Raw genomic sequence first — 21,995 nt, 5'->3', positions numbered from 1 at the left:
CAGCACATGGGGAGCCTGCGGGGACCCCAACACCATACCTCACATTCCCCATCGACAATGTGGTCTATTTAACGATCCGAGCTTGGTCCTCAGATGAAATACATGGCCTGGGCCTGGGCCAGGTGATCCCGCTGGTCGAGCAGATCCTGCAGGGTGGTGCCCGAGAGAATCCCCAGTCGGGCCTCCTCCAGCCGCTGCTCCAATCGGCCCAGCACCTCGAATTCGGGAGTGGCGCTTTCGCCACTGGCGCGGGGGGCCACGTCCCCCTCCAGGCAGCTCACCACGTCATCGACACGGATCTCCGCCGGCGGCCGGGCCAACTGGTAGCCCCCCTTCGGGCCCCGGATGCTGCGCAGGATCTGGCCCCGGCGCAGGCTGGCGAGCATCTGCTCCAGATAACGGTCGGGAATGTCCTGGCGCTGGGCGATCTCCGCCACCTGCAGCACGCCGCCGCGGGAATGGATGGCGGCCAGCTCGATGAGCGAGACGAGGCCGTAACCGGTTTTCGCGCTGAAGGGCAAGGGAATCCACGGTTGTCTTACGGGGATTGTGGCAGCCCCTGTCCGTGCCCAAGCCGCCTGCCACGCCCATGCCGTTGTAATCCGCCCTACATCGACCTGTCGGAACGCCGGATAGTTTTCAACAGTTTACCCATCGGATAACCGTGCTTCGTTCGTTCTCCTCGCCGACCACCCCAGCCGCTCGCCGCCGGTGGCTTCCCGGCCTGGTGGCCGCCCCCCTGGCCGTCGCCGTCGCCCTGGGGGGTTCCGGCACCCTGCTGCCCCTGCAGGCCCAGGCCCAGCAACCGGCGAAAAATCAGGAACTGCTGCTGGTCTCCTACGCCGTCACCAAGGCGGCCTACGACAAGATCATTCCCCGATTCACGGCCGACTGGAAGAAGCGGACCGGTCAGAGCGTCGTCATCCGCACCAGCTACGGCGGCTCCGGCTCCCAGACCCGGGCGGTGATCGACGGCCTGGCGGCGGATGTGGTGGGCCTGGCCCTGACGGCCGACACCCTCAAGCTCCAGGAGGCGGGCCTGATCCGTCCCGGCTGGGAGAAGGAGAACCCCAACAACAGCATCATCACCAACTCGGTGGTGGCGTTCTTCGTGCGGCCGGGCAACCCTAAGAAGATCCGCACCTGGAACGATCTCGACAACAAGAATGTGGAGGTGATCACCGCCAATCCCAAGACCTCCGGCGGCGCCCGCTGGAACTTCCTGGGCCTCTGGGGCTCGGTGAACGAGACCGGCGGCAATGAAGCCAAGGCACGGGCTTTCGTGACGAACGTCTATCGCAATGTGGAAACCCTGCCCAAGGATGCCCGGGAGGCGACCGACGTCTTCGTGAAACGCAACCAGGGTGATGTGCTGCTCAACTATGAGAACGAAGCGATCCTGGCCAGGAAGAGCGGCACCTGGAAAACCCCCTACATCGTGCCCACCACGAACATCCTGATCGAGGGACCGATTGCCGTGGTCGACAAGAACGTGGACCGCAAGGGAACCCGCAAGGTGGCGGAAGCCTTCGCCAGTTACCTTTACAGCGAACCAGCCCAGCGGACCTTTGCCGAGGAAGGATTCCGCCCCATCAACGCCAAGGTGAGGGCCGAGACCAAGGGGAGGTTTGCTCCGGTCTCGAAGCTGTTCACCGCCAAGGACTTCGGCGGCTGGGACACCATCAACAAGCGGTTCTTCGGCAAAGGAGGGCTCTGGGATTCGATCTTCTCCAAATCCCGCTGAGGCCGGCCTGCTCACCCCGAGCCCGCACGCGACGGGGTGAGTGATGAAGCCGATCAGGCGACCGATGTAGGCTCTGGCGGATTGTCGATCAGAGAACCGTGGTTCATCCCTTCGGCCGCGCAACTCCCCCCCCTCGCCCTGACCGCTGTCCTGGTGGGGGGACTGGCCCTGACGGGCTGCAGCCCCCGGCCCGAGGGCGCTGCCGGTGCAGGCGGTGCTCCCCAGGAGCTGCTGCTGGTGAGCTACGCCGTGACCAAGGGGGCCTACGCTCGGATCCTGCCCACGTTCGAAGCCGACTGGAAGGCCCGAACCGGCCAGGCGATCTCGGTGAAGACCAGCTACGGCGGCTCCGGTTCCCAGACCCGGGCGATCATTGACGGCCTCGATGCCGATGTGGCCACCCTGGCCCTGGCCGGTGATGTTCTCAAGCTCCAGGAGGCGGGCCTGGTGCAGCCAGGCTGGGAGAAGGACGTGCCCGGCGGCTCGATCATCACCCACTCGGTGGTGGCCTTCGTCACCCGCGATGGCAATCCCCGCAGGGTTCGCTCCTGGGCGGATCTGGCCAAGCCCGGCATCACCGTGGTGACGGCCAATCCCAAGACCTCCGGCGGCGCCCGCTGGAACTTCCTGGGCCTCTGGGGCTCGATCAGCCAGACCGGGGGCAGTGAAACCCAGGCCAAGGCCTACGTGGGCTCCGTCTACCGCAACGTGGACAACCTGCCCAAGGACGCCCGCGAGGCCAGCGATGTGTTCCTCAAGCGCGGCCAGGGCGACGTGCTGCTCAACTACGAGAACGAGGCGATCCTGGCGAAACGGACCGGTGATCTCAAAGCGCCCTTCATCGTGCCTGAGGTGAACATCCGCATCGAGGGCCCGGTGACCGTCGTCGACCGCAACGTGGACCGCAAAGGCACCCGCAAGGCCGCCGAAGCCCTGGCCGCCTATCTGCAGAGCGAACCGGCCCAGGAGATCTTCGCTGAGGAGGGCTTCCGCCCGGTCAGTCCCGGCGTCTGGAGCCGGGTGAAGGGCCGCTTCGCCCCCGTGAAGCAACTGTTCTCGGCCAGCGACTTCGGCGGCTGGGACAAGATCAACGCCACCTTCTTCGGCAAGAACGGGGTCTGGGACCAGCTGTTCAGCAGCTCGCGCTGATCCGGGCGCCCCTGCGAAGACAATGGTGGCGACGGTGGCTGCCAGACGATGTGCGAACTGCTGGCCCTCAGCGCCAACACCCCCACCGACATGCGCTTCTCCTTCCATGGCCTCACCCGCCGGGGCGGAGCCACCGGTTGCCATGGGGATGGTTGGGGGGTGGCCAGCTTCGACCCCGACGGCCGCGGCGTGTATCTGTACCGGGAGGACGCCCCGGCGGCCTTCTCAAAGATCGCCGCCCAGGTGGCGGCCCTCGACCTCAAGGCCCACTGTTCGATCGCCCACATCCGCAAGGCTACCCAGGGTGTGGTGGCCCTTCAGAACTGCCACCCCTTCCATCGCCGCTGGCACGGCCAGGAGTGGGTGTTCGCCCATAACGGCCACCTCGAAGGGCCACTGCCGGAAACGCCCGTGTTCCGTCCGGAAGGTTCCACCGACAGCGAGGCCGCCTTCTGCTGGATCCTCGGGGAGCTTGAGCGGGCTGGCCTTGATGCGGAGGATGAAGCCGGACTGTTCGAGGCCCTGGCGGTCGCCTCCAGCCGACTGGCCGCCACCGGCATCTTCAACGGCCTGATCAGCAACGGCCGCTGGCTCTTTGCCTACGCCAGCACCAAGCTGCACCGCATCACCCGCAGGGCTCCCTTCGCCAGGGCCACCCTCGCCGACGACGACCTCAGCGTCGACTTCGCCAAGCTTGCCGGCCCCAACGACGTGGTGACGATCGTGAGCACCGAACCCCTGACCACCGATGAGCGCTGGATCCCCCTGGATCCCGGGGAGGCCTTGTTGCTGCGAGGCGGTGAGGTGGTCCGCCACACCGATCCGATGGGTCGAGCAACGGAGATCGAATGACCCCGGCCACCTCCCTACCGGCGTCATCGCCAGCGGTCCCCCTCGCCACCGCCGCCCGCTTCTGGCTGCAGCTGGGACTGGTCAGCTTCGGCGGGCCGGCCGGCCAGATCGCCCTGCTACATACCGAGCTGGTGGAGCGGAGGCGCTGGCTGTCGGAGCGGCGCTTCCTGCACGCGCTCAACTACTGCATGCTGCTGCCGGGGCCGGAGGCCACCCAGCTGGCCACCTATCTCGGCTGGCTGATGCACGGCCTGGGCGGCGCCCTGATCGCCGGGGGCCTGTTCCTGCTGCCCTCGGTGCTGGTGCTGCTGGGCCTCTCGGCGATCTATGCCCTCTGGGGCCAGCTGCCGGTTCTGGTGGCGGTGTTCTGGGCACTAAAACCGGCAGTGCTCGGAATCGTGCTCCAGGCCGCCTGGCGGCTGGGGCGGCGCACGCTCCACAACCCGGCGCTATTGCTGATCGCGGCGGCGGCCTGCCTGGCCCTGGCGGTGGGGCGGGTGCCCTACCCGGCTCTGATCATCGCCACGGCCCTGGTGGGCTGGATTGGTGGCCGGCTGCGACCGGCCCTGTTCCAGGCCCCGTCGCGACACGTCGCCAGCGCCACTGCCGATGCGACGGCCGACGCCACACCCTGCATCGCCCTGCACGGCGACGACACGCCGACCCCCGCCCACGCCCGCTTCCACTGGCGCCGCCTCGCCCTCACCCTGCTGGGGGGCGGTGTGGCCCTCGGCCTGCCCCTGACCCTGCTGAGCCTGGCGGGCGGCTGGAATGGCCAGCTGGCCACCATGGCCCGCTTCTTCACCAAGGTGGCCCTGGTCAGTTTCGGGGGCGCCTATGCCGTGCTGCCCTACGTGGCCCAGGGGGCGGTGGAGACCTACGGCTGGCTGGAGGCCGGCCAGATGGTGGACGGCCTGGCCCTGGGGGAGACCACGCCGGGGCCGCTGATCATGGTGGTGGCCTTCGTGGGCTTCATGGGGGGCTGGAACGCCAGCGGCACCCTTTCGGCCGGGGTGGTGGCAGGCCTGGTGGTGGTCTGGTTCACCTTCCTGCCCTCCTTCCTGTTCATCCTGGCCGGAGGTCCCCTGGTGGAAGCGAGCCGCGAGGACCTGCGCGTCGGCGCCCCCCTCACCTCCATCACCGCCGCGGTGGTGGGGGTGATCCTGAGCCTGGCGCTCTACCTGGCCGGACCGGCCCTGGCTCCTGCAGGCCGCCTCGATGGCGGCGCAGTGCTGATGCTGCTGGCGGCTGTGGTGCTGCTGGGCCGGGGCCTCGGCGCGTTGCCCGTGATCGGCGCCGCCACCGTGGTGGGCCTGGGACGCTGGTGGCTCACCGCGGGTGGCTGAGTGGGTGGCTCAGGGGATCATCCCGCAGACGAACAGCTTGTTCATCACCGGACCGGAGATCTGATCGAGAAAGGCCTGGCGCATCTGGGGCTCGTCATTGAGCATGTCGAGCACCCGCTGTTCCTGCGACCCACGCCGCTCGCTGCGGGCCGCCCACAGCTGCTCGCAGCTGGACTTCTGAAAACGCTCGACCACCCTTTTGGCCACCAGGTTGACGACCGGTGCCTGCGCCTGGGCCCGGGCGGGGGTCGAGGCAACCAGCACAGCCGCCACACCCAGGATGGCCACCAGACGGATGTTCATGGAGCGCGGAGCGTGGAAGGCCCTTCAACGTAGATCCGACGCCTCAGCCAGGATCAGAAGACGTCCAGGGGCTCCAGGCTCGGCGTCAGAACGCCATCGCTGACTGGCCCGTCAAGCCGCACACTGAGCGACGAGGCCTGGCGCCGCGCCGATTCGCCGCAGCTGCGCGGGGTGGGGAAGATCTTGCCGGGGTTGGCCAGGCCAGCCGGGTCGAAGGCTTCTCGCACCAGCCGCATCGTGGCCAGGTCGTCGGGGGCGAACATCCAGTCGAGGTAGCAGCGCTTGTCGCTACCCACCCCATGCTCACCGGTGATGCTGCCGCCGGCCTCGATGCAGAGACGCAGGATGTCGGCCCCCAGCGCCTGCACCCGCTCGATCACGCCGGGCTCGTCGGCCCGATACAGGATCAGGGGGTGGAGATTGCCGTCACCGGCATGGAACACGTTCGCCACCGGCAGCTCGTAGCGGCGGCTCAGCGCCTCGATCGCCGCCAGCACGGCGGGCAGGGCACTGCGGGGCACCACGCCGTCCTGCACGTAATAGGTGGGGGTGATACGGCCGACGGCGGCAAAGGCGGACTTGCGGCCCTTCCACAACAGGGCCCGGTCGACCTCACTCGAGGCCCGCCGGATCGTGCGGGCGCCGGCCCGGCGGCAGAGCTCACCGGCGATCTCCACGGCGGCCGTCACCTCCCGCTCCTGCCCGTCGAGTTCGATCAGCAGCACCGCCGCCGCATCGCGGGGGTACTCGTCATGGCCGAACAGATCGTCGACGGCGTTGATCGTGAAGTTGTCCATGATCTCCATCCCCGCCGGCAGCACGCCGGCCGCCGTCACCAGACGCACCGCCTCGCCGGCGGCCTCCATGGCGGTGAAATCGGCCAGCAGCACCGCCACGCTCTGGGGCGCCCGCAGCAGCCGCAGGGTGATGGCGGTGGCGATGCCAAGGGTGCCTTCGCTGCCGATGAACACCCCGCGCAGATCGAGCTCGGGGGACTCGGCCAGGCCGCTGCCCAGGGTGGTGATGGTGCCGTCGGGGAGCACCACCTCCATCTCCAGCACGTGGTTGCTGGTGACGCCGTACTTGAGGCAGTGCACCCCACCGGAGTTTTCGGCCACATTGCCGCCGATCGAGCACACCACCTGGCTGGAGGGATCCGGGGCGTAGTAGAAGCCGTCGCCGCTCACCGCCCGGGTGACCCAGCCGTTGATCACCCCCGGCTGCACGGTGATGCGCCGGTTGGCCAGATCCACCTTCAGGATCGAGCGCATCCGCGTGGTGGCGATCACCAGGGCGCCGTTCTCCGCCAGGGCGCCACCGGAGAGGCCGGTGCCGCTGCCTCTAGCCACGAAGGGCACGCCTTTGGCGTGGCAGAGGCGCAGCACGGCGGCCACCTGCGCGGTGGTTTCCGGCAGCACCACCAGCGAGGGCTGTTCCCGATGCAGGGTGAGGCCGTCGCAGTCGTAGGCCAGCAGCTCCTGGGGCGCCGCCACCACCGCCCGCGCCGGCAGCAGGGCGCGGCAGTGGCGCTCCATCGCGGCCCAGTCGATCGTCACGCAGGGGCTCCTGTGGGCCGGGGGAGGAGGGGCATTGCTTCCGAACTTACTGAGGCCAGGCACCCCGGCACCCTTCTGGGTCAGGATGGGAAACGAATGCCTCCACCTTCTGCGGATCCCGCCTTGAGTTCGGCCACCCCATCAGCGCCCACCTCGGCCCCTGCTCTCCTCACCACCCGATCCGAGGAGATCTTCGCCGCCGCCCAGACACTCATGCCCGGCGGCGTCAGCTCGCCGGTGCGGGCGTTCAAATCGGTGGGCGGCCAGCCGATCGTCTTCGACCGGGTCAAGGGCGCCTACGCCTGGGACGTGGACGGCAACCGTTACATCGATTACGTGGGCAGCTGGGGCCCCGCCATCTGCGGCCACAGCCACCCGGAGGTGATCGCCGCCCTGCACCAGGCCCTGGAGAAGGGCACCAGCTTCGGGGCGCCCTGCGTGCTGGAGAACGAGCTGGCCGAGTTGGTCATCGCCGCCGTGCCGTCGGTGGAGATGGTGCGCTTCGTCAATTCCGGCACCGAGGCCTGCATGGCGGTGCTGCGGCTGATGCGCGCCTTCACCGGCCGGGAGAAGGTGATCAAGTTTGAGGGCTGCTACCACGGCCACGCCGACATGTTCCTGGTCAAGGCGGGCTCCGGCGTGGCCACCCTCGGCCTGCCCGATTCCCCCGGGGTGCCGCGGGCGGTCACGGCCAGCACCCTCACCGCTCCCTACAACTGTCTCGAGTCCGTCAAGGAGCTGTTCGCCAACAACCCCGGTGAGATCGCCGGGGTGATCCTCGAGCCGGTGGTGGGCAATGCGGGCTTCATCACCCCCGAGCCCGGCTTCCTTGAGGGTCTGCGCGAGCTCACCAAGGAGAACGGCGCCCTGCTGGTGTTCGACGAAGTCATGACCGGCTTCCGCATCGCCTACGGCGGCGCCCAGGCCCGCTTCGGCGTCACCCCGGACCTCACCACCATGGGCAAGGTGATCGGCGGCGGTCTGCCGGTGGGGGCCTACGGCGGCCGGGCCGACATCATGGCGATGGTGGCGCCCGCCGGGCCGATGTATCAGGCCGGCACCCTGAGCGGCAATCCCCTGGCCATGACCGCCGGCATCAAGACCCTGCAGCTGCTGAAACAACCCGGCAGTTACGAGCGGCTGGAGACGATCACCCGCCGGCTCAGCGACGGCATCCGCGCCGCCGCCGCCGAGGCGGGGGTTCCCTGCTGCGGCGGCAACATCAGCGCCATGTTCGGTTTCTTCCTCTGCGAGGGGCCGGTGCACAACTTCGAGCAGGCCAAGGCCGCCGACACGGCCCGCTTCGGCCGGCTGCATCGCGGCATGCTTGAGCGCGGCGTTTACCTGGCACCAAGCGCCTTCGAGGCCGGCTTCACCTCCCTGGCCCACAGCGACGCCGACATCGACGCGACCATCGCCGCCTTCCGCGACGTCTTCCGCTCGCTGGCGTGAGCGTCGGTCGTCTCCTGCGGGTCGGCACGGGGCTGCTGACCCTGACCCTGCTGCTCGCAGGCTGTGCCTCCGATCCCGGCAACCAGCCCCTCGACGTGGCCGGCGGCGTGCCGGTGGGTGCGGTGCTGGCCCTCACCGGCAACGCCAACGTCTACGGCCAGGACCAGAAGATCGGCCTGGAGCTGGCCCTGCAGCAGCGCAACGGCGGCGGCGGCATCAACGGCAAGCCCCTGAAGCTGGCCCTGGAGGACAGCGGCAGCGACGAACCGGGGGCCAACGCGGCCTTCACCCTGCAGATCAACCGGGGGGTGCTGGCCCTGATCGGCCCCACCCTCTCCCAGCAGGCCTTCTCCGCCGACCCCATCGCCCAGCGCCGCGGTGTTCCAGTGGTGGCCCCCTCCAACACGGCCACCGGCATCCCGGAGATCGGCTTTTTCATCAGCCGGGTGTCGGCCCAGAGCTCGGTGATCGCGCCCCTGGCCATCGAACAGGCCCTGAAGATCCAGCCGGGGCTGAAGCGGGCGGCGGTGTTCTACGCCCAGGACGACGCCTACAGCACCGCCGAAACCACCATCTTCCAGAAGGCCCTCAAGGAGCGGGGGCTCGATCCGGTGACGGTGCAGCGCACCCAGCTCAACGACCAGGACTTCCAGAACCAGATCAGCGCGGCCCTGCGGGAGAAGCCTGATCTGATCGTGCTATCGCTGCAGGCGGTGGATGGGGGCAACCTGATCCGCCAGCTGCGGGAACTGGGCTACCGGGGCCTGATCGTGGCCGGCAACGGCATGAACACCCCCAACATCTACCCGATCTGCCAGAAATACTGCGACGGGCTGCTGATCGCCCAGGCCTACAGCCCCGAACTTGACACCCCCGCCAATGCGGCCTTCCTGAAGGCCTTCCAGGCGGCCAAGGGGGGCGCCATCCCGCCCCAGCTCACCGCCCAGGCCTACACGGCCCTGCAGGTGATCGGCGAGGCCCTGGTGCGCCTCGACAAACGCCAGCCCCTGGCCGGCGCCACCCTGGCGGCGGCCCGCAAGCAGCTGATGCAGGAGATCCTGGCCGGCACCTATGCCACCCCCCTGGGCGAGATCCGTTTCACCCCGGAGGGTGAGGTGATCCAGAGCCAGTTCTTCGTGGCCCAGGTGCGCATGGATCCTGGCGGGCGCAGCGGACGCTTCGCCTTGCTGAAGTGATCACCGGGTGGACCTGATCCAGATCCTGGTCAACGGTCTTTCGGTGGGGGCGGTCTATGGGTTGTTCGCCCTGGGCTACACCCTGGTGTTCTCGGTGCTGGGGGTGATCAACTTCGCCCATGGGGCCGTGTTCACCCTCGGGGCCTACTTCACCTACCTGCTGATCGGCGGCGCCGTGGGGGCCAACGGTCTGCTGGCCGGCTTCCAGCTTCCCGTCGCCCTGCCCTTCTGGGGCGCCCTGCCCCTGGCGGGTCTGGGGGCGGCCCTGGTGGCCCTGCTGGTGGAGCGGGTGGCGTTCCGCCCCCTGCGCCGCCGCCGGGCCGACCCGCTGCTGGCCCTGATCACCAGCCTCGGGGCCGGCGTGATCCTGGTGAACCTGATCCAGCTGCTGGTGGGAGCCGAAAGCTATGCCATCCCCACGGGTGCCCTCGGCGGCCTACCGGCCTCGTTCCCCCTGCTGGGCGCGAGGGTACGCACGGTGCAGGCGCTGTTGCTGGGGATCGCGGTGCTGCTGCTGGCCCTGCTCACCCTCTGGCTGGAGGGCAGCCGCAACGGCAAGGGTCTGCAGGCGGTGGCCGAAGACCCTGAAACCGCCCAGCTGCTGGGCATCGACAGCACGGCGATGGTGCGTCTGGCCTTCGGGCTCAGCGGCTTCCTGGCCGGGGTGGCCGGCGGGCTGGTGGGGCTGAGCGTCAGCATCGCCGGGCCCTACTTCGGCATCGGCTACGGCCTCAAGGGCCTGGCGGTGCTGGTGCTGGGCGGGCTGGGCAGCGTGCCGGGGGCGGTGCTGGGGGGGCTGATCGTCGGCCTGGCGGAAGCCTTCGTGCCGGCCGACTGGTCGGGTTACAAAGATGCGGTGAGCTACGGCTTTCTGTTCCTGGTGCTGCTGCTGCGGCCCCGGGGGCTGCTGGGCCGGCCCCTGCCCACCAAGGTGTGAGGACCATGGACGCCGCCCTGCTCGAACAGATGCTGCTCGGCGCCCTCCTGGCGCTCTCGGTCTACCTGCCCCTGCGCTGCGGCCAGCTGTCGCTGGCCACCCCGGGCTTCTATGCGGTGGGGGGCTACGTGGCCGCCCTGCTCTCCACCGGCGTTCCCGCCTTCGCCGGCAGCGGCGCCACCTCGCCGTTGCCGGCCCTGCTGGCGGAGATGGCACTCGGCGGGGCCCTGGCGGGCCTGATCGCCCTGGCGATCGGCCGGCCGGTGCTGCGGCTGCGGGGCATCTACCTGGCCATCGCCACGATCGCCCTGGTGGAGATCCTGCGGGTGCTCAACCTCAACCTGCCCTTCACCGGCGGGGCCATGGGCATCTTCGGCATCCCCCAGCCCTTCGAGCACGCCGGCGGCTACGTGCTGTTCACCCTGGCTCTGCTGGCCGTGGCCAGCTGGCTGTGCCAGCGGCTGGAGGCCCTGCGGCTGGGGCGGGCGATGGCCGCCATCCGCGACGACGAACTGGCGGCCGCCAGCGTGGGCATCGACACGCCGCGCACCAAGCTGATCGCCTTCGTGGCCAGCGCCGTGCTCGCCGGCATCACCGGGGCGCTGGCGGCCCATTTCTTCAATTCCTGGAACGCCCGGGCCGGCAGCTTCGATGCCAGCATCACCACCCTGGCCTTCGTGGTGTTCGGCGGTTCCCGGTTCTGGCTGGGGCCGGTGCTGGGGGGCCTGGCGCTCACCGCCCTGCCGGAGCTGCTGCGACCGGTGGGGGACCTGCGCCTGATCCTGTTCGGCGCGGTGATCCTGCTCGGACCACTGTTCTTTCCCCAGGGACTGGTCACGGCGGAGCGGCTGCGGGGACTGGCCGCCGTGCTGGGCCGTAGCCGCGGCCGGGGCCACCAGGCGCCGCAGACCCCATGAGCGCCAGCCCCGATGGCTCCACCGCGGCCACCACACCCCTGCTGCAGGTGGAGGCCATCAGCTGCCGCTTCGGCGGCCTGCTGGCCCTCGATCAGGTGAGTCTGGAGCTGGCGGAAGGCGAGATCTTCGGCCTGATCGGACCCAACGGCGCCGGCAAAACAACCCTGTTCAACGTGATCTCCGGCCTCACCACCCCCAGCGGCGGCCGTTGCCTGTGGCGGGGTGTGCCCACCGCAGGACTGGGGCCGTGCGGCCTCAACCGGCTCGGCATCGCCCGCACCTTCCAGAACCTGCGCCTGTTCGAGAGCCTGTCGGTGCGGGAGAACGTGCTGGTGGGCCTGCACCACGCCGCCCGCGCCCCCCTGCTGGGGGCCCTGCTGGGCAATGGCGCCTTTCGCCGCCACCAGGAGCGGCTGGAGGCCCGGGCCATGGAGCTGCTGACGCTGCTGGAGCTGGCAGCCCTGGCCGAGCAGCGGGCCGGGGATCTGCCCTACGGCGACCGCCGCCGGCTGGAGATCGCCCGGGCCCTGGCGACGGCGCCACGGCTGCTGCTGCTGGATGAACCCGCCGCCGGCATGAACCCGGCCGAGAAGGACGACCTGCGGCAGCTGATCAGCCGGATCCGCGACCACTTCGCCCTGACGGTGCTGATCATCGAGCACCACGTGCCGCTGATGATGCGCCTCTGCGACCGGCTGGCGGTGCTCAACTTCGGCGAACGGATCGCCCTGGGCAGCCCCGCCGAGGTGCGCACGGATCCGCGAGTGATTGAGGCCTACCTGGGGGGTTCGGGTGGGGGTTCGGGCGGCGGCCAGGGAAGCGCCGCTGGAGAGGGGCGATGACGCCGCTGCTGGAGCTGCGCAAGCTCACGGTGCGCTACGGCGCCCTCACTGCCCTGCGGGGCCTCGATCTGCAGGTGCACCAGGGCGAGCTGGTGACCCTGCTGGGGGCCAACGGCGCCGGCAAGAGCACCACCCTGCGGGCCATCTCCGCTCTGGTCGGCGCCGCCGCCGGCCAGGTGCTGTGGCGCGGCGCCGACCTGGCGGGGATGCGCACCCACCGCACGGTGCGGCTCGGCATCGGCCACTGCCCGGAGGGGCGGCGGGTGCTGGCGCGGCAGACCGTGGCCACCAACCTGGAGCTGGGCGCCTGGCTGCGGCGCGATCGGGCCGGCATCTCCGCCGACCTGGAGCGCTGCTACGGCCTCTTCCCCCGCCTGGCGGAACGGCGCCGCCAGCTGGCCGGCAACCTGTCCGGGGGCGAGCAGCAGATGCTGGCGATTGCCCGGGCCCTGATGGGCCGGCCCAGCCTGCTGCTGCTGGATGAGCCCAGCCTGGGTCTGGCGCCGAAGCTGGTGGCCGAGGTGATGGCCGCCCTGGCCGCGCTGCACAGGGAGGGGCTGTCGATGCTGCTGGTGGAGCAGAACGCCACCGCCGCCCTGGAGATCGCCGACCGCGGCGTGGTGCTTGAGGGCGGCAGCATCAGCCTGGAGGGCAGCGCCGACGCCCTGCTCGCCGACGAGGCTCTGCGGGCAACTTACCTGGGGAGCGGATAAGGGGAGTGGATCAAGGGATGCTGCTGCTGCCTCTGCTGCTGGCCGGCCTGGTCGTCCTGGCCCTGGGGCTGGTGCGACTCGTCGGCCGTCCGTGGCTGGGCCGCACAATCCTCGAAACGGAAACAACCTCCGGCAAGGTCTTCGACGCCCTGCTGATGCTGGCGATTGCCCTGAGTGTGCTGGCGGTGGTGCTGGAGAGCGATCCGCTGTTGCGGCAGCGCTGGTCCGCCACCTTCCTGCGGCTGGAATGGGGCTTCACCTTGCTGTTCAGCCTCGAATACCTGCTGCGGCTTCTGGTCGTCGCCGAGCCGCGGCGCTACGCGACCAGCTTCTTCGGGGTGGTGGATCTGCTGGCAATTCTGCCCACCTACCTGGGGCTGCTGATCGGCGGGGGGCAACTGTTCCTGGTGGTGCGGGTGTTGCGGCTGCTGCGGGTATTCCGGGTGCTGAAGCTGGGGGCCTACCTGCAGGAGGCGGAGCTGCTCTGGAGCGCCCTGATCGCCGCCCGGCGCAAGATCACGGTGTTCCTGCTGGCGATGGTGACGCTGGTGATCGTGATCGGCGCCCTGATGTACGTGATCGAGGCCGGCAATGACGGCTTCCGCAGCATCCCGGTGGGCATCTACTGGGCCTGCGTCACCATCACCACGGTGGGCTACGGCGACGTGGCCCCGGTGACGCCGCTGGGGCGCTTCATGGCCTCAGTTGTGATGCTGATCGGCTACAGCATCATCGCTGTGCCCACCGGTATCCTAAGCGCCGAGATCGGCCTCTCGGTACTGCGGCCGCCCGAACCCACAGCAAGCGCATCGGCTGATTCTCCCTCCCCCCAGGAACAGGAGCCGCCCAGGCCGGTGGTGTGTGGGGACTGCAGGAAGAACGGCCATGACACCGATGCACTTCACTGCAAGTACTGCGGTGCTGGGCTCTAGGCGAAGTTCCCGGATTTCCCCTTCCTGAGCAGAGGCCTGCGGGCGGATGGTCCTGCTCGATCATCGATCCGAGCAACGGCAAGCGGGCCCCTGAAGGAACCATCTTCGGGCTTGACAATGGGGTCGGCACAAGGACAATGTCCCATCTGAGCCGATCTCTCCACGGCCCCATACGACCCCCTGTGATGGGGGAGGAAAGCTTGAGTTGATGAGGCCTGCCAATGTCCCGAACCTTGCTGGAAGGTAATCATTGATGATCCACAGATTCATTCCTATGGAATGGCCTCCCCTCCGCCACTCAGCAGACCACCGCAATGGTTGATCTGAGCAATCCATTGACGTCGTGGCTGAAGCGACGCAGGCGGCTGCGTAAGCCACGCAAACCGAATCTGACCCGAAAAACCCAGAGCCGAAGATCTGGCCAGCTGCCCAGGCTGCTGCACTTCCGACGAGCACAAGGAGCTGGACAACCTCGGTGGGTCATGGCCCTGTTCTTTTCCACGGGAGTGATCCTGATGGCCAGTGTGGGGCTGCTGGGCAAGTTTGCCTTTTCAACCCCACCATCACCTGCCACCCTGATCAAAGACCGACGACCGGAGCAACAGGCGGCTTGCGAGAAACTTGTGAAGAACAAACTCCTTTATCCAGCCAGCTACAAACTGGTCAGCGGCTTTACTGAGACAAGCGCTGATGGGGCCCAACGCAGCTTCGAGTGGACATTCTCCAGCCGGGACACGAATGGAGGCACTGGCAAGGGTTCTGCCACCTGCAAGGCCAGCAACCAACTGGACATGGCGAGCATCGAAGTCAGACAAGTGCAGTAGCCGGCTTCTACCGATGGCCTGCCGCTGCCGCACCGCTGGAAGTGACGTTGACGGCACGATCTATACCGTCGATCTCTCTCAGTGTTTCGCTCCTGGCACGATCCTGTGCGGCTGCAATGGAGCCACGGACTTCCGGCAGAGTTCCTGGTTCGGAAGTTCACAGCTGGTCCAGAGTCTTTCAGCAGCCTTAACCGCATCGCCTCGGCCAACTGGATTGGCAACGGCTTCACACTGGAAACACCCCTGCAACTGGCCAGCCATACACGCCTGATCCCCCGGCTGGCGGTGGGCTACGACCATGACTTTTCTGCCGGCACCCATCCCAGTGAGGAGCACCGACTGACGGCGTCCTTCGCCGAAATGCCGGCCCTTGGTGCCATCAATGTGCTGGGGCAGAACCGTGGGGCCATCGGCCTAAACGTTGCCCTGAACGTGGAACTGGAAACCTTCGATCAGTTCTCCCTCTACGCCGGAGTGGGGGGCTCTTTCCCGAGAGATATCAATGAACTCAGCTACGGTGGTGGTCTGCGCTGGATCTTTGGCGGTGCTCCCCGCGCTGTCGTCTCCAAGGACGGGGCCGCGGCCAGGCTGGACGTCGGAGCACCCGTATCCACTCCATCCGAACACGCCCCCCCGACAAACCGACGCCTCCGGTGAACAGCAACGAGAGAACGCCGCCCGTCATGCCCCAGTTCCAGCGATCGCCTGCCGCATCGAATCGCACGAGCTTGAGGGATGTTCAGCAGGATTGTTTCGTGGCCCTGGATTTCGAGACCGCGGATCAGGGCCGGGACAGCGCCTGCTCGATCGCCCTGGTACGCGTTGAGGAGGGAAGCATCGTGCACCGCGAGCACCGGTTGATTCGCCCGCCGCGGCGCACGTTCCTCTTCACTTCCATCCACGGCATCAGTTGGTCGCAGGTGGCCCAGGCACCCACATTCGCTGAACTCTGGCCGGAGCTGGCGTCTTGCCTGGATGGGGCGCGATTCATCGCCGCCCACAACGCCAGTTTTGATGCCGGTGTGATGCGGGCCTGCTGCGATCAGGCCGGGCTGCGCCCTCCAAGCCAACCCTTTGTTTGCACGGTGCAGGTGGCCAGGAAGGCCTGGAACCTTCGTCCAACCAAGTTGCCGGATGTGTGCCGCCATCTGGGTCTAGCGCTCCAGCATCACGACGCCCTCTCCGATGCCGAGGCCTGCGCCAACATCGTGCTGGCGGCGGTCAGCGAAACGCCCTCACCAGGTCGGTGACATTGCGGCGCATCACCGCGCCATAGGTGGCCGGGATCTTGGAGGCCTCCTCGGTGCCGGCCTCCATCGGATCGAAGACGCTGATGCGGATCCCCAGATCCCCGGCCAGGGCGTTGAAGGAACGGTTGCCCTGCTGGGGTTCGCTGAGCAGCGCCCTGAGCTGGGTGTTTTTCACCGTGTCCGCCACCCGTGCCAGATCCGCCGGGGAGGGGTTCTGCTCGGGCACATCCACGAGGTGCTCAGCCATGAGCCCGTAGCGCTCGGCGACATAGGGGGCGAAGTCATGCACCACCACGAAGGTCTTGCCCCGGAACGGGGCCAGCTGCTTGGCGAACTCCGTATTGAGCTGGCGCAGCTCGCCGCTGAAGGCGGCGGCATTGCGTCGGTAGCCCTCGGCGCAGGCCGGATCGGCCGCGATCAGACCATCGCGGATGTTGTCCACCTGCTGGGCGGCGCGGACAGGATCAAGCCAGATGTGGGGATTGATCGGGCCGTGGTCGTGATCGTCATCGAGGCCATCGGCGTGCTCCCCACCGGGCTCGTCGGTGCTCTCCAGGGTGGCGATGCCCCGGCTGGAATCGATCACCTTGAGAGTGGGGTTCTCGGCGCCTTGCACCAGTTTGTCGAGGAACGATTCCATGCCCAGGCCGTTCTTCACCAGCACCCTGGCGTTCCTGATGGCCGCCACATCCCCCGGCTTGGCCTGAAAATCGTGGGGGCCGCTGGCGGCGGGGATCAGGGCTGTCACCTCGGCACAGTCACCGGCCACGGCGCGGGTGAACAGGGTGATCGGCAGGAAGGTGGTCACCACCTTGGGGCGATCGGCGCGGCCGGCCTGGGGTGCTGCTGACTCCACCGCCGGACGGCACGCCAGCAGGAAGGAGGACAGACCCACGGCCAGGGCCAGCAGGGGACGAGGGGATGGGAACGGGCTCATGGGGCAAAACCTCCGGAACGGGTTCACGGATCCCCTCCGGAGGCCATGGGGCAGGGACCTGGCGTGTCAGAGCCGGGTTTGGGAATCATTATCAAGTTAGCAGCCACCGGATCTGCGTCTGCGCTTCAACGCAAACCGCGTCCTTCACTACCCCCCCGTCATGGCGGGCTGCCTACGGTTGCCTTGTGAGGATGGCGTGAGATGGCCCCGGAACGCTTTTTCCTCCAGCTGGATCCGCCCCTGGACGCCATGCGCGCCTGGCCCCACGTGGTGATCGTGGGCGGTGGCTTCGCCGGGCTCAAGGCCTGCAATGCCCTGGCCGGCAAGCCGGTGCGCGTCACCCTGATCGATAAGCGCAACTTCAACCTGTTTCAGCCCCTGCTGTACCAGGTGGCCTCCGGTCTGGTGTCGGAGGCCGACGTGGCCTCGCCCCTGCGCCAGATGGTGGGGGAGGCCGCCAACATCCAGATCCTGCTGGGCGAGGTGGTCGACATCGACACCGAGGCCAGGGAGGTGGTGTTCAACGACCACCGCTATGCCTACGACCACCTGATCCTGGCCAGCGGCTCGGGAAGCACCTATTTCGGTCACGAGGAATGGCGCCCCCTGGCCCCGCCGATGAAGATCCTTGAGCACGCCGATGAGATCCGCCGCCGGCTGCTGATGGCCCTGGAGGAGGCCGAGCAGACCCGGGACCCCGAGCGGCGCCGCTTCCTTCAGTCGGTGGTGGTGGTGGGGGCGGGGCCGGCGGGCTGCGAGCTGGCCGGCTCACTGATCGAGCTGATGCACCGCGCTGTGGCCCGGGACTTCAAACAGCTGGATCGTGACCAGTGCCGGGTGATCCTGCTGGATGCGGTCGACCGGGTGCTGCCGGCGATGGCCGCCAATCTTTCCAAGGATGCGGCGGCCTACCTGGAGCGGGCCGGCGTCGAGCTGCGCCTCAACACGATGGTGGCGGCGATCGAGCCCGGCCGGGTGATTCTCAAACGCCCCTCGGACGTCTCCGCTGGCGAGGCGAACGCCGGCGGCGATGGAATCGGCGACCTGGAGGCCGCCACGATCTGCTGGACCGCCGGGGTGCGAGCCTCTCGCCTTGGCCGGCTGCTGGAGGAACGCACCGGCGCCCCGGTCGATCGGGGTGGCAGGCTGCAAGTGGAGGCCGACTTCTCGCTGCCGGGTCATCCGGAGATCCGGGCGGTGGGCGACCTCTGCCACTACGCCCACACCGGCGACGGCAAGGTGCTGCCGGGCATGGCGGGCCCGGCCGTGCAGATGGGCGCCTGGGTGGCGCGCGACATCCTGGCGGGCCTCGAGGGGCGCCGCAGCGAGCCCTTCCGCTGGTTCGATCTCGGCAGCATGGCCGTGATCGGCCCCTGGTATGCGGTGGCCGATCTGCGCGGCCTGCACGTGAGTGGGCTGGCGGGCTGGGTGCTCTGGGCCCTGGCCCACCTTGCCTTCATCCCCGACACCGAGAACCGCATCGCCCTGTTCAGCAAATGGATGTGGCAGATCGCCACCCGCCAGCGCACGGCGCTGCTGATCACCGGCAGGCCCGACCAGCACCTCGGCGTCGATGTGGGCCTGGAGCGGGCCGTGCCGCCGGGGGGCCTGTCTCAGTCGCCGGAGGCTCCCCCCTCCGGGCCCTTGAATCGGCTGATCAGCACCCCCAGGATCACGGCGATATAGAGCGGCCCGGTGATCCCCAGCACCACGCTGGCCATGCGCGCCGGTGGCCGTGCCGGGGTGATGTCGCCGTAACCGGTTGTGGTGAGGCTGACGAAGGCGAAGTAGTTGATGCGGGCGAAGTCCAGCTCCCAGACGCTGCGAGTGGCCACCCCCGCATCGGGGCGAACGATGGCGGCCTGGCCATCGGCGGTGTTGGCCAGGAAGCTGCCGGGCTGGATCGTCTCCAGCACGCTCAGCACCAGGCCACCACTGAGGCCGAGCAGCAGGTAGCCGGCCACCGCACCGCTCACCACCGCCTGGGTGGCCCGGGGCTCACGGCCAAGGACCCGCACCAGCCGCACCAGGCTCCAGCCGATGAACAGTGTGGTGATCAGCAGCAGGGGAACCCCGGACAGGCGCCGTCCCTCAGGCGTCAGCAACCACAACAACTGGGAGAGGAGGTTGGCGCATCCCAGCGCCAGGAACATCCGATCACTCCAGGTACGCCCAACCCGGCCGGCCAGGAAACCGCTCAGCTCCACGGTGGTGAGGACCGTGATCAGGAAGTAGCCGCTGGAACCTGCCAGACGCAGCGTCCCGGGAAACGCCAGGCTCAGCATCACCAGCAGACACAGCACCAGGAGCCGGCGGTAGAAACGGTGTCGCCGTCGCGTCAGACCTTCCGGCGTCGCCAGCGCTGCCAGAGGTCGGATCACGGCGGCCATGAACTCAGAAACGACAAGGTAGAACGCGTCTCTGCGGTGCCCAGCGGCTTTCTGGCGCCCAGCGGCCCTGAGACGCGAATCCCGTGGGCGCCCTGAGACTGGAGACATCCGCAAGGACTCCGATGACGTTCCGCTTCCGGCCCGCGACCCGCCTGCTCCCTGCCGCCGCTGGGCTCCTGCTGGCGATGGCCCCCCTGGCCCCGGCCCTGGCCCAGGGGCTCCCCTTCAACGAGATCCGGGCCCTCAACCTGGCCCGTAACGCGGCCGTGCTCAGCAACGGCGGTCTGACGGTTTACACCCCGGCCAACTGCATGTTCACGACTTCAGCGGCCACCAACCCCTGCCTGGTGCGCAGCGATGCCGATGGCTTCGTCTATCGCTTCCTGGGAGGCCCCCCCGGCTGGGAGGCCAAGGGGCTGCCGGCCACCACGGAAACCGAGATCAAGATCGCCCCGGACGGTCGCCGGGTGGTGGCCATCCTCTTCAACGGCCCGCCCCGATGAGCGCGGCGGTTTCCGCCGGCAATGCGGCCTAACGTCCCACCAGCTTCCCCAACCCCTTGTCCGTCCCCGCTTCCCCCACCCTGCGCTGGCTCACCGCCGGCCTGCTGCTTGTGGCGGCCGTCCTCTCTCTGGCGCTGCCTTTCGTCTCGGCCACCCTGCTCACCATCGCCCTCGGTGGGGTGTCGGTGGCGGCGGGCGCTTCCCAGCTGCTGCGGCTCACCTCCGCCGATGACACCCGCAGCAAGGTGTTTCGCGCCATCTCCGGGGTGCTGTACGTGGTGGGCGGCATCGGCCTGGTGGCCTTCCCGGTGGCCAGCACCGTGAGCCTGACGCTCTTCATCGGCGTCCTGCTGGCTGTCGAGGGGGTGATGGAGCTGGCGGGCGCCGCCGCCGGCGCAGGACCGGCCCGGGGCCTGGTGCTGCTCGATGGGATCGTCACTGTTGTCCTGGGGGGGATGCTGATTGCCGAGTGGCCCTCCGACAGCATCTGGGCCATCGGCACCCTGTTCGGCTTCGGCCTGGCCTTCTCCGCCTTCAACCTGCTCACCGCCACCCCTCCTGAGGCACCCGCCGCGCCCCAGGCCTGAGGCTCATTCGGGCACAGCCGGGCCCTCCGCACGGCGGGGATCCACCGCCCCCAGGCTGCCGCCACCCTCCAGCACCTCAACGCTGTTGGCGGCACCCATGGATGGGGCCAGGCGCACCGTGTGGCCCATGGCCTCCAGCAGTCGGCGGGTGTCGGGGCTCACGCCCTGCTCCAGATCGATCCGGTCGGGCCACAGCTGGCTGTGGATCCGGGGCGCCGCCACGGCGCTGGCCAGGTTGAGGCCATGCACCACCCGGTTGAGCAGCACTTGCAGCACGGTGGTGATGATGCGGCTTCCGCCGGGGCTGCCGGTGGCCATCCAGGGGCGGCCATCGGGACGGAACAGCAGGGTGGGGGCCATTGAACTGAGGGGCCTGCGGCCGGGGGCAATGGCGTTGGCCGCCCCCTGGCGCAGGCCGAAGGCGTTGGCGCTGCCCGCTCTGGCAGTGAAATCGTCCATTTCATTGTTGAGCAGGAACCCCAGCCCCGGCACGCTGATGCCGTTGCCATAGGGGAAGTTCAAGGTGGTGGTGAGGGCCACCAGCCCGCCCTGGCGGTCGGCCACCGACAGGTGGGTGGTGTTGGTGCCCTCCCGGCCGGAGGCCGCCTCCAGCTGCGGGGCCGGGGTATGGCGATGGGGGTCGAGGCGGCGGCGCAGGCCCTCGATGTGGGCCGGCGACAGCAGTCGCTCCACCGGGACCGGCACCTGCTCTGGATCCCCCAGCAGGGCATTGCGGTCGCGGTAGGCCAGGTTCATCGCCTCCGCCATCACGTGCACGGTGGCAGCGGCGTTGAGGCCACTGCCGGCCAGGTCGAAGGGCTCGAGGATCGCCAGGATCTGCAGCAGGGTGAGCCCACCGCCAGGCGGCGGCATGGTGAGCAGCTGATGGCCGCGGAAGCGGCCCTGCAGGGGCGCCACCAGCCGGGCCCGGTAGGCGCGCAGATCGGCGCGGGTGATCAGGCCGCCGCCCCGCTCCATGGCAGCCACCAGGGCGTCGGCCACCGGCCCCCGGTAGAAGCCGCGCTCCCCCTCGGCGGCGATGCGCCGCAGGGTGGCCGCCAGGGCCGGCTGGCGCAGCCGCGTCCCCGGGGGCGGCGGCGGCAGGAAGAGGCGGCGGGAGGTGGGGTCCGCCTGCAGCAGGGGAGCTGAGACAGTCAACGAATCGCTCAGCTCCTTGCTCACCGGGAAGCCCCGCTCCGCAAGGGTGATCGCCGGCGCCATCACCTGGGCCAGGGGCAGGCGGCCGTAGCAGCGCTGGGCCAGGGTGAGGCCGGCGACCGTGCCGGGCACGGCGGTGCTGAGCAGGCTGCGGGTGGCCCGGGCCCGGTCCACCTGGCCATCGGCGCCCAGGAACAGCTCGGCTCGGGCGGCCTGGGGGGCGGTTTCGCGGAAATTGACGGCCACCGCCGTGCCGCCGCCAAGGCGCCGTTCCGGGCCCTCACCGGTGGCAACACCGGGAACCCCGGCGGCCAGGCAGCCCCGCGCCGCCGCCGGCGAGGGCCCCGGCAGCCACAGCAGCAGGAAGCCCCCGCCGCCCAGGTTGCCGGCCTGGGGCAGGGTGACGG

The 21,995-nt window shown here is 69.0% G+C and carries 23 protein-coding genes; 17 read left to right on the top strand and 6 right to left on the bottom strand.

Annotated elements, in window-relative coordinates:
* Nucleotides 1–89: 89 nt before the first annotated feature.
* Complete coding sequence (locus KQ305_RS02435) at nucleotides 90–521, bottom strand: Rrf2 family transcriptional regulator (RefSeq protein WP_259723861.1); 432 nt, start codon at nucleotides 519–521, stop codon at nucleotides 90–92.
* Nucleotides 522–727: 206 nt separating this feature from the next.
* On the opposite strand from KQ305_RS02435, the gene KQ305_RS02430 reads away from it, so the two are divergent.
* From KQ305_RS02430 to chrA, 4 genes are all read left to right on the top strand, one after another.
* Complete coding sequence (locus tag KQ305_RS02430; protein ID WP_259723860.1) at nucleotides 728–1,744, top strand: sulfate ABC transporter substrate-binding protein; 1,017 nt, start codon at nucleotides 728–730, stop codon at nucleotides 1,742–1,744.
* An 81-nt stretch (nucleotides 1,745–1,825) separates the two neighbouring features.
* Nucleotides 1,826–2,893, top strand: a complete 1,068-nt coding sequence (locus KQ305_RS02425) for a sulfate ABC transporter substrate-binding protein (protein ID WP_259723859.1) — start codon at nucleotides 1,826–1,828, stop codon at nucleotides 2,891–2,893.
* 48 nt (nucleotides 2,894–2,941) lie between these two features.
* Nucleotides 2,942–3,745, top strand: a complete 804-nt coding sequence (locus KQ305_RS02420; protein WP_259723858.1) for a class II glutamine amidotransferase — start codon at nucleotides 2,942–2,944, stop codon at nucleotides 3,743–3,745.
* Nucleotides 3,742–5,091 carry a chromate efflux transporter gene (chrA, locus tag KQ305_RS02415; protein ID WP_259723857.1) on the top strand — a complete coding sequence of 450 codons (1,350 nt, stop codon included), beginning with the start codon at nucleotides 3,742–3,744 and terminating at the stop codon, nucleotides 5,089–5,091. The genes KQ305_RS02420 and chrA overlap by 4 nt, the downstream gene beginning before the upstream one ends.
* Before the next feature lie 9 nt (nucleotides 5,092–5,100).
* On the opposite strand, the gene KQ305_RS02410 is transcribed toward chrA, so the two are convergent.
* Nucleotides 5,101–5,394, bottom strand: a complete 294-nt coding sequence (locus KQ305_RS02410; protein WP_259723856.1) for a hypothetical protein — start codon at nucleotides 5,392–5,394, stop codon at nucleotides 5,101–5,103.
* Nucleotides 5,395–5,447: 53 nt separating this feature from the next.
* A complete protein-coding gene (locus tag KQ305_RS02405) occupies nucleotides 5,448–6,929 on the bottom strand; it encodes an FAD-linked oxidase C-terminal domain-containing protein (protein ID WP_399230406.1) in 1,482 nt (493 codons plus the stop codon).
* Between the two features lie 144 nt (nucleotides 6,930–7,073).
* Between KQ305_RS02405 and hemL the strand changes: the two genes are divergently transcribed.
* From hemL to KQ305_RS02355, 10 genes are all read left to right on the top strand, one after another.
* Complete coding sequence (gene hemL / locus KQ305_RS02400; protein ID WP_259723854.1) at nucleotides 7,074–8,402, top strand: glutamate-1-semialdehyde 2,1-aminomutase; 1,329 nt, start codon at nucleotides 7,074–7,076, stop codon at nucleotides 8,400–8,402.
* Nucleotides 8,399–9,598 carry an ABC transporter substrate-binding protein gene (locus KQ305_RS02395; protein ID WP_259723853.1) on the top strand — a complete coding sequence of 400 codons (1,200 nt, stop codon included), beginning with the start codon at nucleotides 8,399–8,401 and terminating at the stop codon, nucleotides 9,596–9,598. The genes hemL and KQ305_RS02395 overlap by 4 nt, the downstream gene beginning before the upstream one ends.
* Before the next feature lie 7 nt (nucleotides 9,599–9,605).
* A complete protein-coding gene (locus KQ305_RS02390) occupies nucleotides 9,606–10,535 on the top strand; it encodes a branched-chain amino acid ABC transporter permease (RefSeq protein ID WP_259723852.1) in 930 nt (309 codons plus the stop codon).
* Nucleotides 10,536–10,540: 5 nt separating this feature from the next.
* Nucleotides 10,541–11,452, top strand: coding sequence for a branched-chain amino acid ABC transporter permease (locus KQ305_RS02385; protein WP_259723851.1), 912 nt, complete (start codon nucleotides 10,541–10,543; stop codon nucleotides 11,450–11,452).
* Nucleotides 11,449–12,294, top strand: coding sequence for an ABC transporter ATP-binding protein (locus tag KQ305_RS02380; protein WP_259723850.1), 846 nt, complete (start codon nucleotides 11,449–11,451; stop codon nucleotides 12,292–12,294). Before KQ305_RS02385 ends, KQ305_RS02380 begins: the two co-directional genes overlap by 4 nt.
* The gene (locus KQ305_RS02375) at nucleotides 12,291–13,007 is read left to right on the top strand and encodes an ABC transporter ATP-binding protein (RefSeq protein WP_259723849.1); all 717 of its coding nucleotides are present in this window, start codon (nucleotides 12,291–12,293) and stop codon (nucleotides 13,005–13,007) included. Before KQ305_RS02380 ends, KQ305_RS02375 begins: the two co-directional genes overlap by 4 nt.
* A 17-nt stretch (nucleotides 13,008–13,024) precedes the next feature.
* Nucleotides 13,025–13,939 (top strand): ion transporter, encoded by a 915-nt coding sequence (locus KQ305_RS02370; RefSeq protein ID WP_259723848.1) that lies wholly within the window; start codon nucleotides 13,025–13,027, stop codon nucleotides 13,937–13,939.
* Nucleotides 13,940–14,421: 482 nt separating this feature from the next.
* The gene (locus tag KQ305_RS02365; RefSeq protein ID WP_259723847.1) at nucleotides 14,422–14,763 is read left to right on the top strand and encodes a hypothetical protein; all 342 of its coding nucleotides are present in this window, start codon (nucleotides 14,422–14,424) and stop codon (nucleotides 14,761–14,763) included.
* 81 nt (nucleotides 14,764–14,844) lie between these two features.
* Nucleotides 14,845–15,420 (top strand): hypothetical protein, encoded by a 576-nt coding sequence (locus KQ305_RS02360; RefSeq protein WP_259723846.1) that lies wholly within the window; start codon nucleotides 14,845–14,847, stop codon nucleotides 15,418–15,420.
* 71 nt (nucleotides 15,421–15,491) lie between these two features.
* Nucleotides 15,492–16,013 carry a 3'-5' exonuclease gene (locus tag KQ305_RS02355; RefSeq protein WP_259723845.1) on the top strand — a complete coding sequence of 174 codons (522 nt, stop codon included), beginning with the start codon at nucleotides 15,492–15,494 and terminating at the stop codon, nucleotides 16,011–16,013.
* Here the strand turns inward: KQ305_RS02355 and KQ305_RS02350 are convergent.
* Entirely contained in the window at nucleotides 15,985–16,950 is a 966-nt protein-coding gene (locus tag KQ305_RS02350; RefSeq protein ID WP_259723844.1) for a metal ABC transporter solute-binding protein, Zn/Mn family, read from the bottom strand. The two genes, KQ305_RS02355 and KQ305_RS02350, sit on opposite strands and share 29 nt — an antisense overlap.
* A 201-nt stretch (nucleotides 16,951–17,151) precedes the next feature.
* Between KQ305_RS02350 and KQ305_RS02345 the strand changes: the two genes are divergently transcribed.
* Nucleotides 17,152–18,636 carry an NAD(P)/FAD-dependent oxidoreductase gene (locus KQ305_RS02345; protein ID WP_259723843.1) on the top strand — a complete coding sequence of 495 codons (1,485 nt, stop codon included), beginning with the start codon at nucleotides 17,152–17,154 and terminating at the stop codon, nucleotides 18,634–18,636.
* On the opposite strand, the gene KQ305_RS02340 is transcribed toward KQ305_RS02345, so the two are convergent.
* Nucleotides 18,564–19,331 (bottom strand): potassium channel family protein, encoded by a 768-nt coding sequence (locus KQ305_RS02340; RefSeq protein WP_259723842.1) that lies wholly within the window; start codon nucleotides 19,329–19,331, stop codon nucleotides 18,564–18,566. The genes KQ305_RS02345 and KQ305_RS02340 overlap by 73 nt on opposite strands.
* A gap of 131 nt (nucleotides 19,332–19,462) precedes the next feature.
* Here KQ305_RS02340 and KQ305_RS02335 point away from each other — a divergent pair, with 131 nt between their 5' ends.
* Both KQ305_RS02335 and KQ305_RS02330 read left to right on the top strand, forming a co-directional pair.
* Complete coding sequence (locus tag KQ305_RS02335) at nucleotides 19,463–19,843, top strand: hypothetical protein (protein WP_259723841.1); 381 nt, start codon at nucleotides 19,463–19,465, stop codon at nucleotides 19,841–19,843.
* 56 nt (nucleotides 19,844–19,899) lie between these two features.
* Nucleotides 19,900–20,430, top strand: a complete 531-nt coding sequence (locus tag KQ305_RS02330; protein WP_259723840.1) for an HdeD family acid-resistance protein — start codon at nucleotides 19,900–19,902, stop codon at nucleotides 20,428–20,430.
* Nucleotides 20,431–20,433: 3 nt separating this feature from the next.
* On the opposite strand, the gene ggt is transcribed toward KQ305_RS02330, so the two are convergent.
* A partial coding sequence (ggt, locus tag KQ305_RS02325) for a gamma-glutamyltransferase (RefSeq protein ID WP_259723839.1) occupies nucleotides 20,434–21,995 on the bottom strand: 1,562 nt, incomplete at its 5' end.

The organism is Synechococcus sp. CS-1332 (genome assembly GCF_025127995.1).
In the GTDB taxonomy this organism is placed as follows: domain Bacteria; phylum Cyanobacteriota; class Cyanobacteriia; order PCC-6307; family Cyanobiaceae; genus Cyanobium.
The sequence above is the reverse complement of the archived record's forward strand: the minus strand, read 5'-3'. Positions and strand labels throughout refer to the sequence as shown.

Bases quoted from the DNA above. Each gene is read 5' to 3' on its own strand.
- KQ305_RS02410 (WP_259723856.1), bottom strand. From the start codon at position 5,394: ATGAACATCCGTCTGGTGGCCATCCTGGGTGTGGCGGCTGTGCTGGTT.
- KQ305_RS02335 (WP_259723841.1), top strand. From the start codon at position 19,463: ATGACGTTCCGCTTCCGGCCCGCGACCCGCCTGCTCCCTGCCGCCGCT.
- chrA (WP_259723857.1), top strand. From the start codon at position 3,742: ATGACCCCGGCCACCTCCCTACCGGCGTCATCGCCAGCGGTCCCCCTC.
- KQ305_RS02420 (WP_259723858.1), top strand. From the start codon at position 2,942: ATGTGCGAACTGCTGGCCCTCAGCGCCAACACCCCCACCGACATGCGC.
- KQ305_RS02370 (WP_259723848.1), top strand. From the start codon at position 13,025: ATGCTGCTGCTGCCTCTGCTGCTGGCCGGCCTGGTCGTCCTGGCCCTG.
- KQ305_RS02345 (WP_259723843.1), top strand. From the start codon at position 17,152: ATGGCCCCGGAACGCTTTTTCCTCCAGCTGGATCCGCCCCTGGACGCC.
- KQ305_RS02380 (WP_259723850.1), top strand. From the start codon at position 11,449: ATGAGCGCCAGCCCCGATGGCTCCACCGCGGCCACCACACCCCTGCTG.
- KQ305_RS02365 (WP_259723847.1), top strand. From the start codon at position 14,422: ATGGCCCTGTTCTTTTCCACGGGAGTGATCCTGATGGCCAGTGTGGGG.
- KQ305_RS02350 (WP_259723844.1), bottom strand. From the start codon at position 16,950: ATGAGCCCGTTCCCATCCCCTCGTCCCCTGCTGGCCCTGGCCGTGGGT.
- KQ305_RS02405 (WP_399230406.1), bottom strand. From the start codon at position 6,929: ATGGAGCGCCACTGCCGCGCCCTGCTGCCGGCGCGGGCGGTGGTGGCG.
- KQ305_RS02385 (WP_259723851.1), top strand. From the start codon at position 10,541: ATGGACGCCGCCCTGCTCGAACAGATGCTGCTCGGCGCCCTCCTGGCG.
- KQ305_RS02375 (WP_259723849.1), top strand. From the start codon at position 12,291: ATGACGCCGCTGCTGGAGCTGCGCAAGCTCACGGTGCGCTACGGCGCC.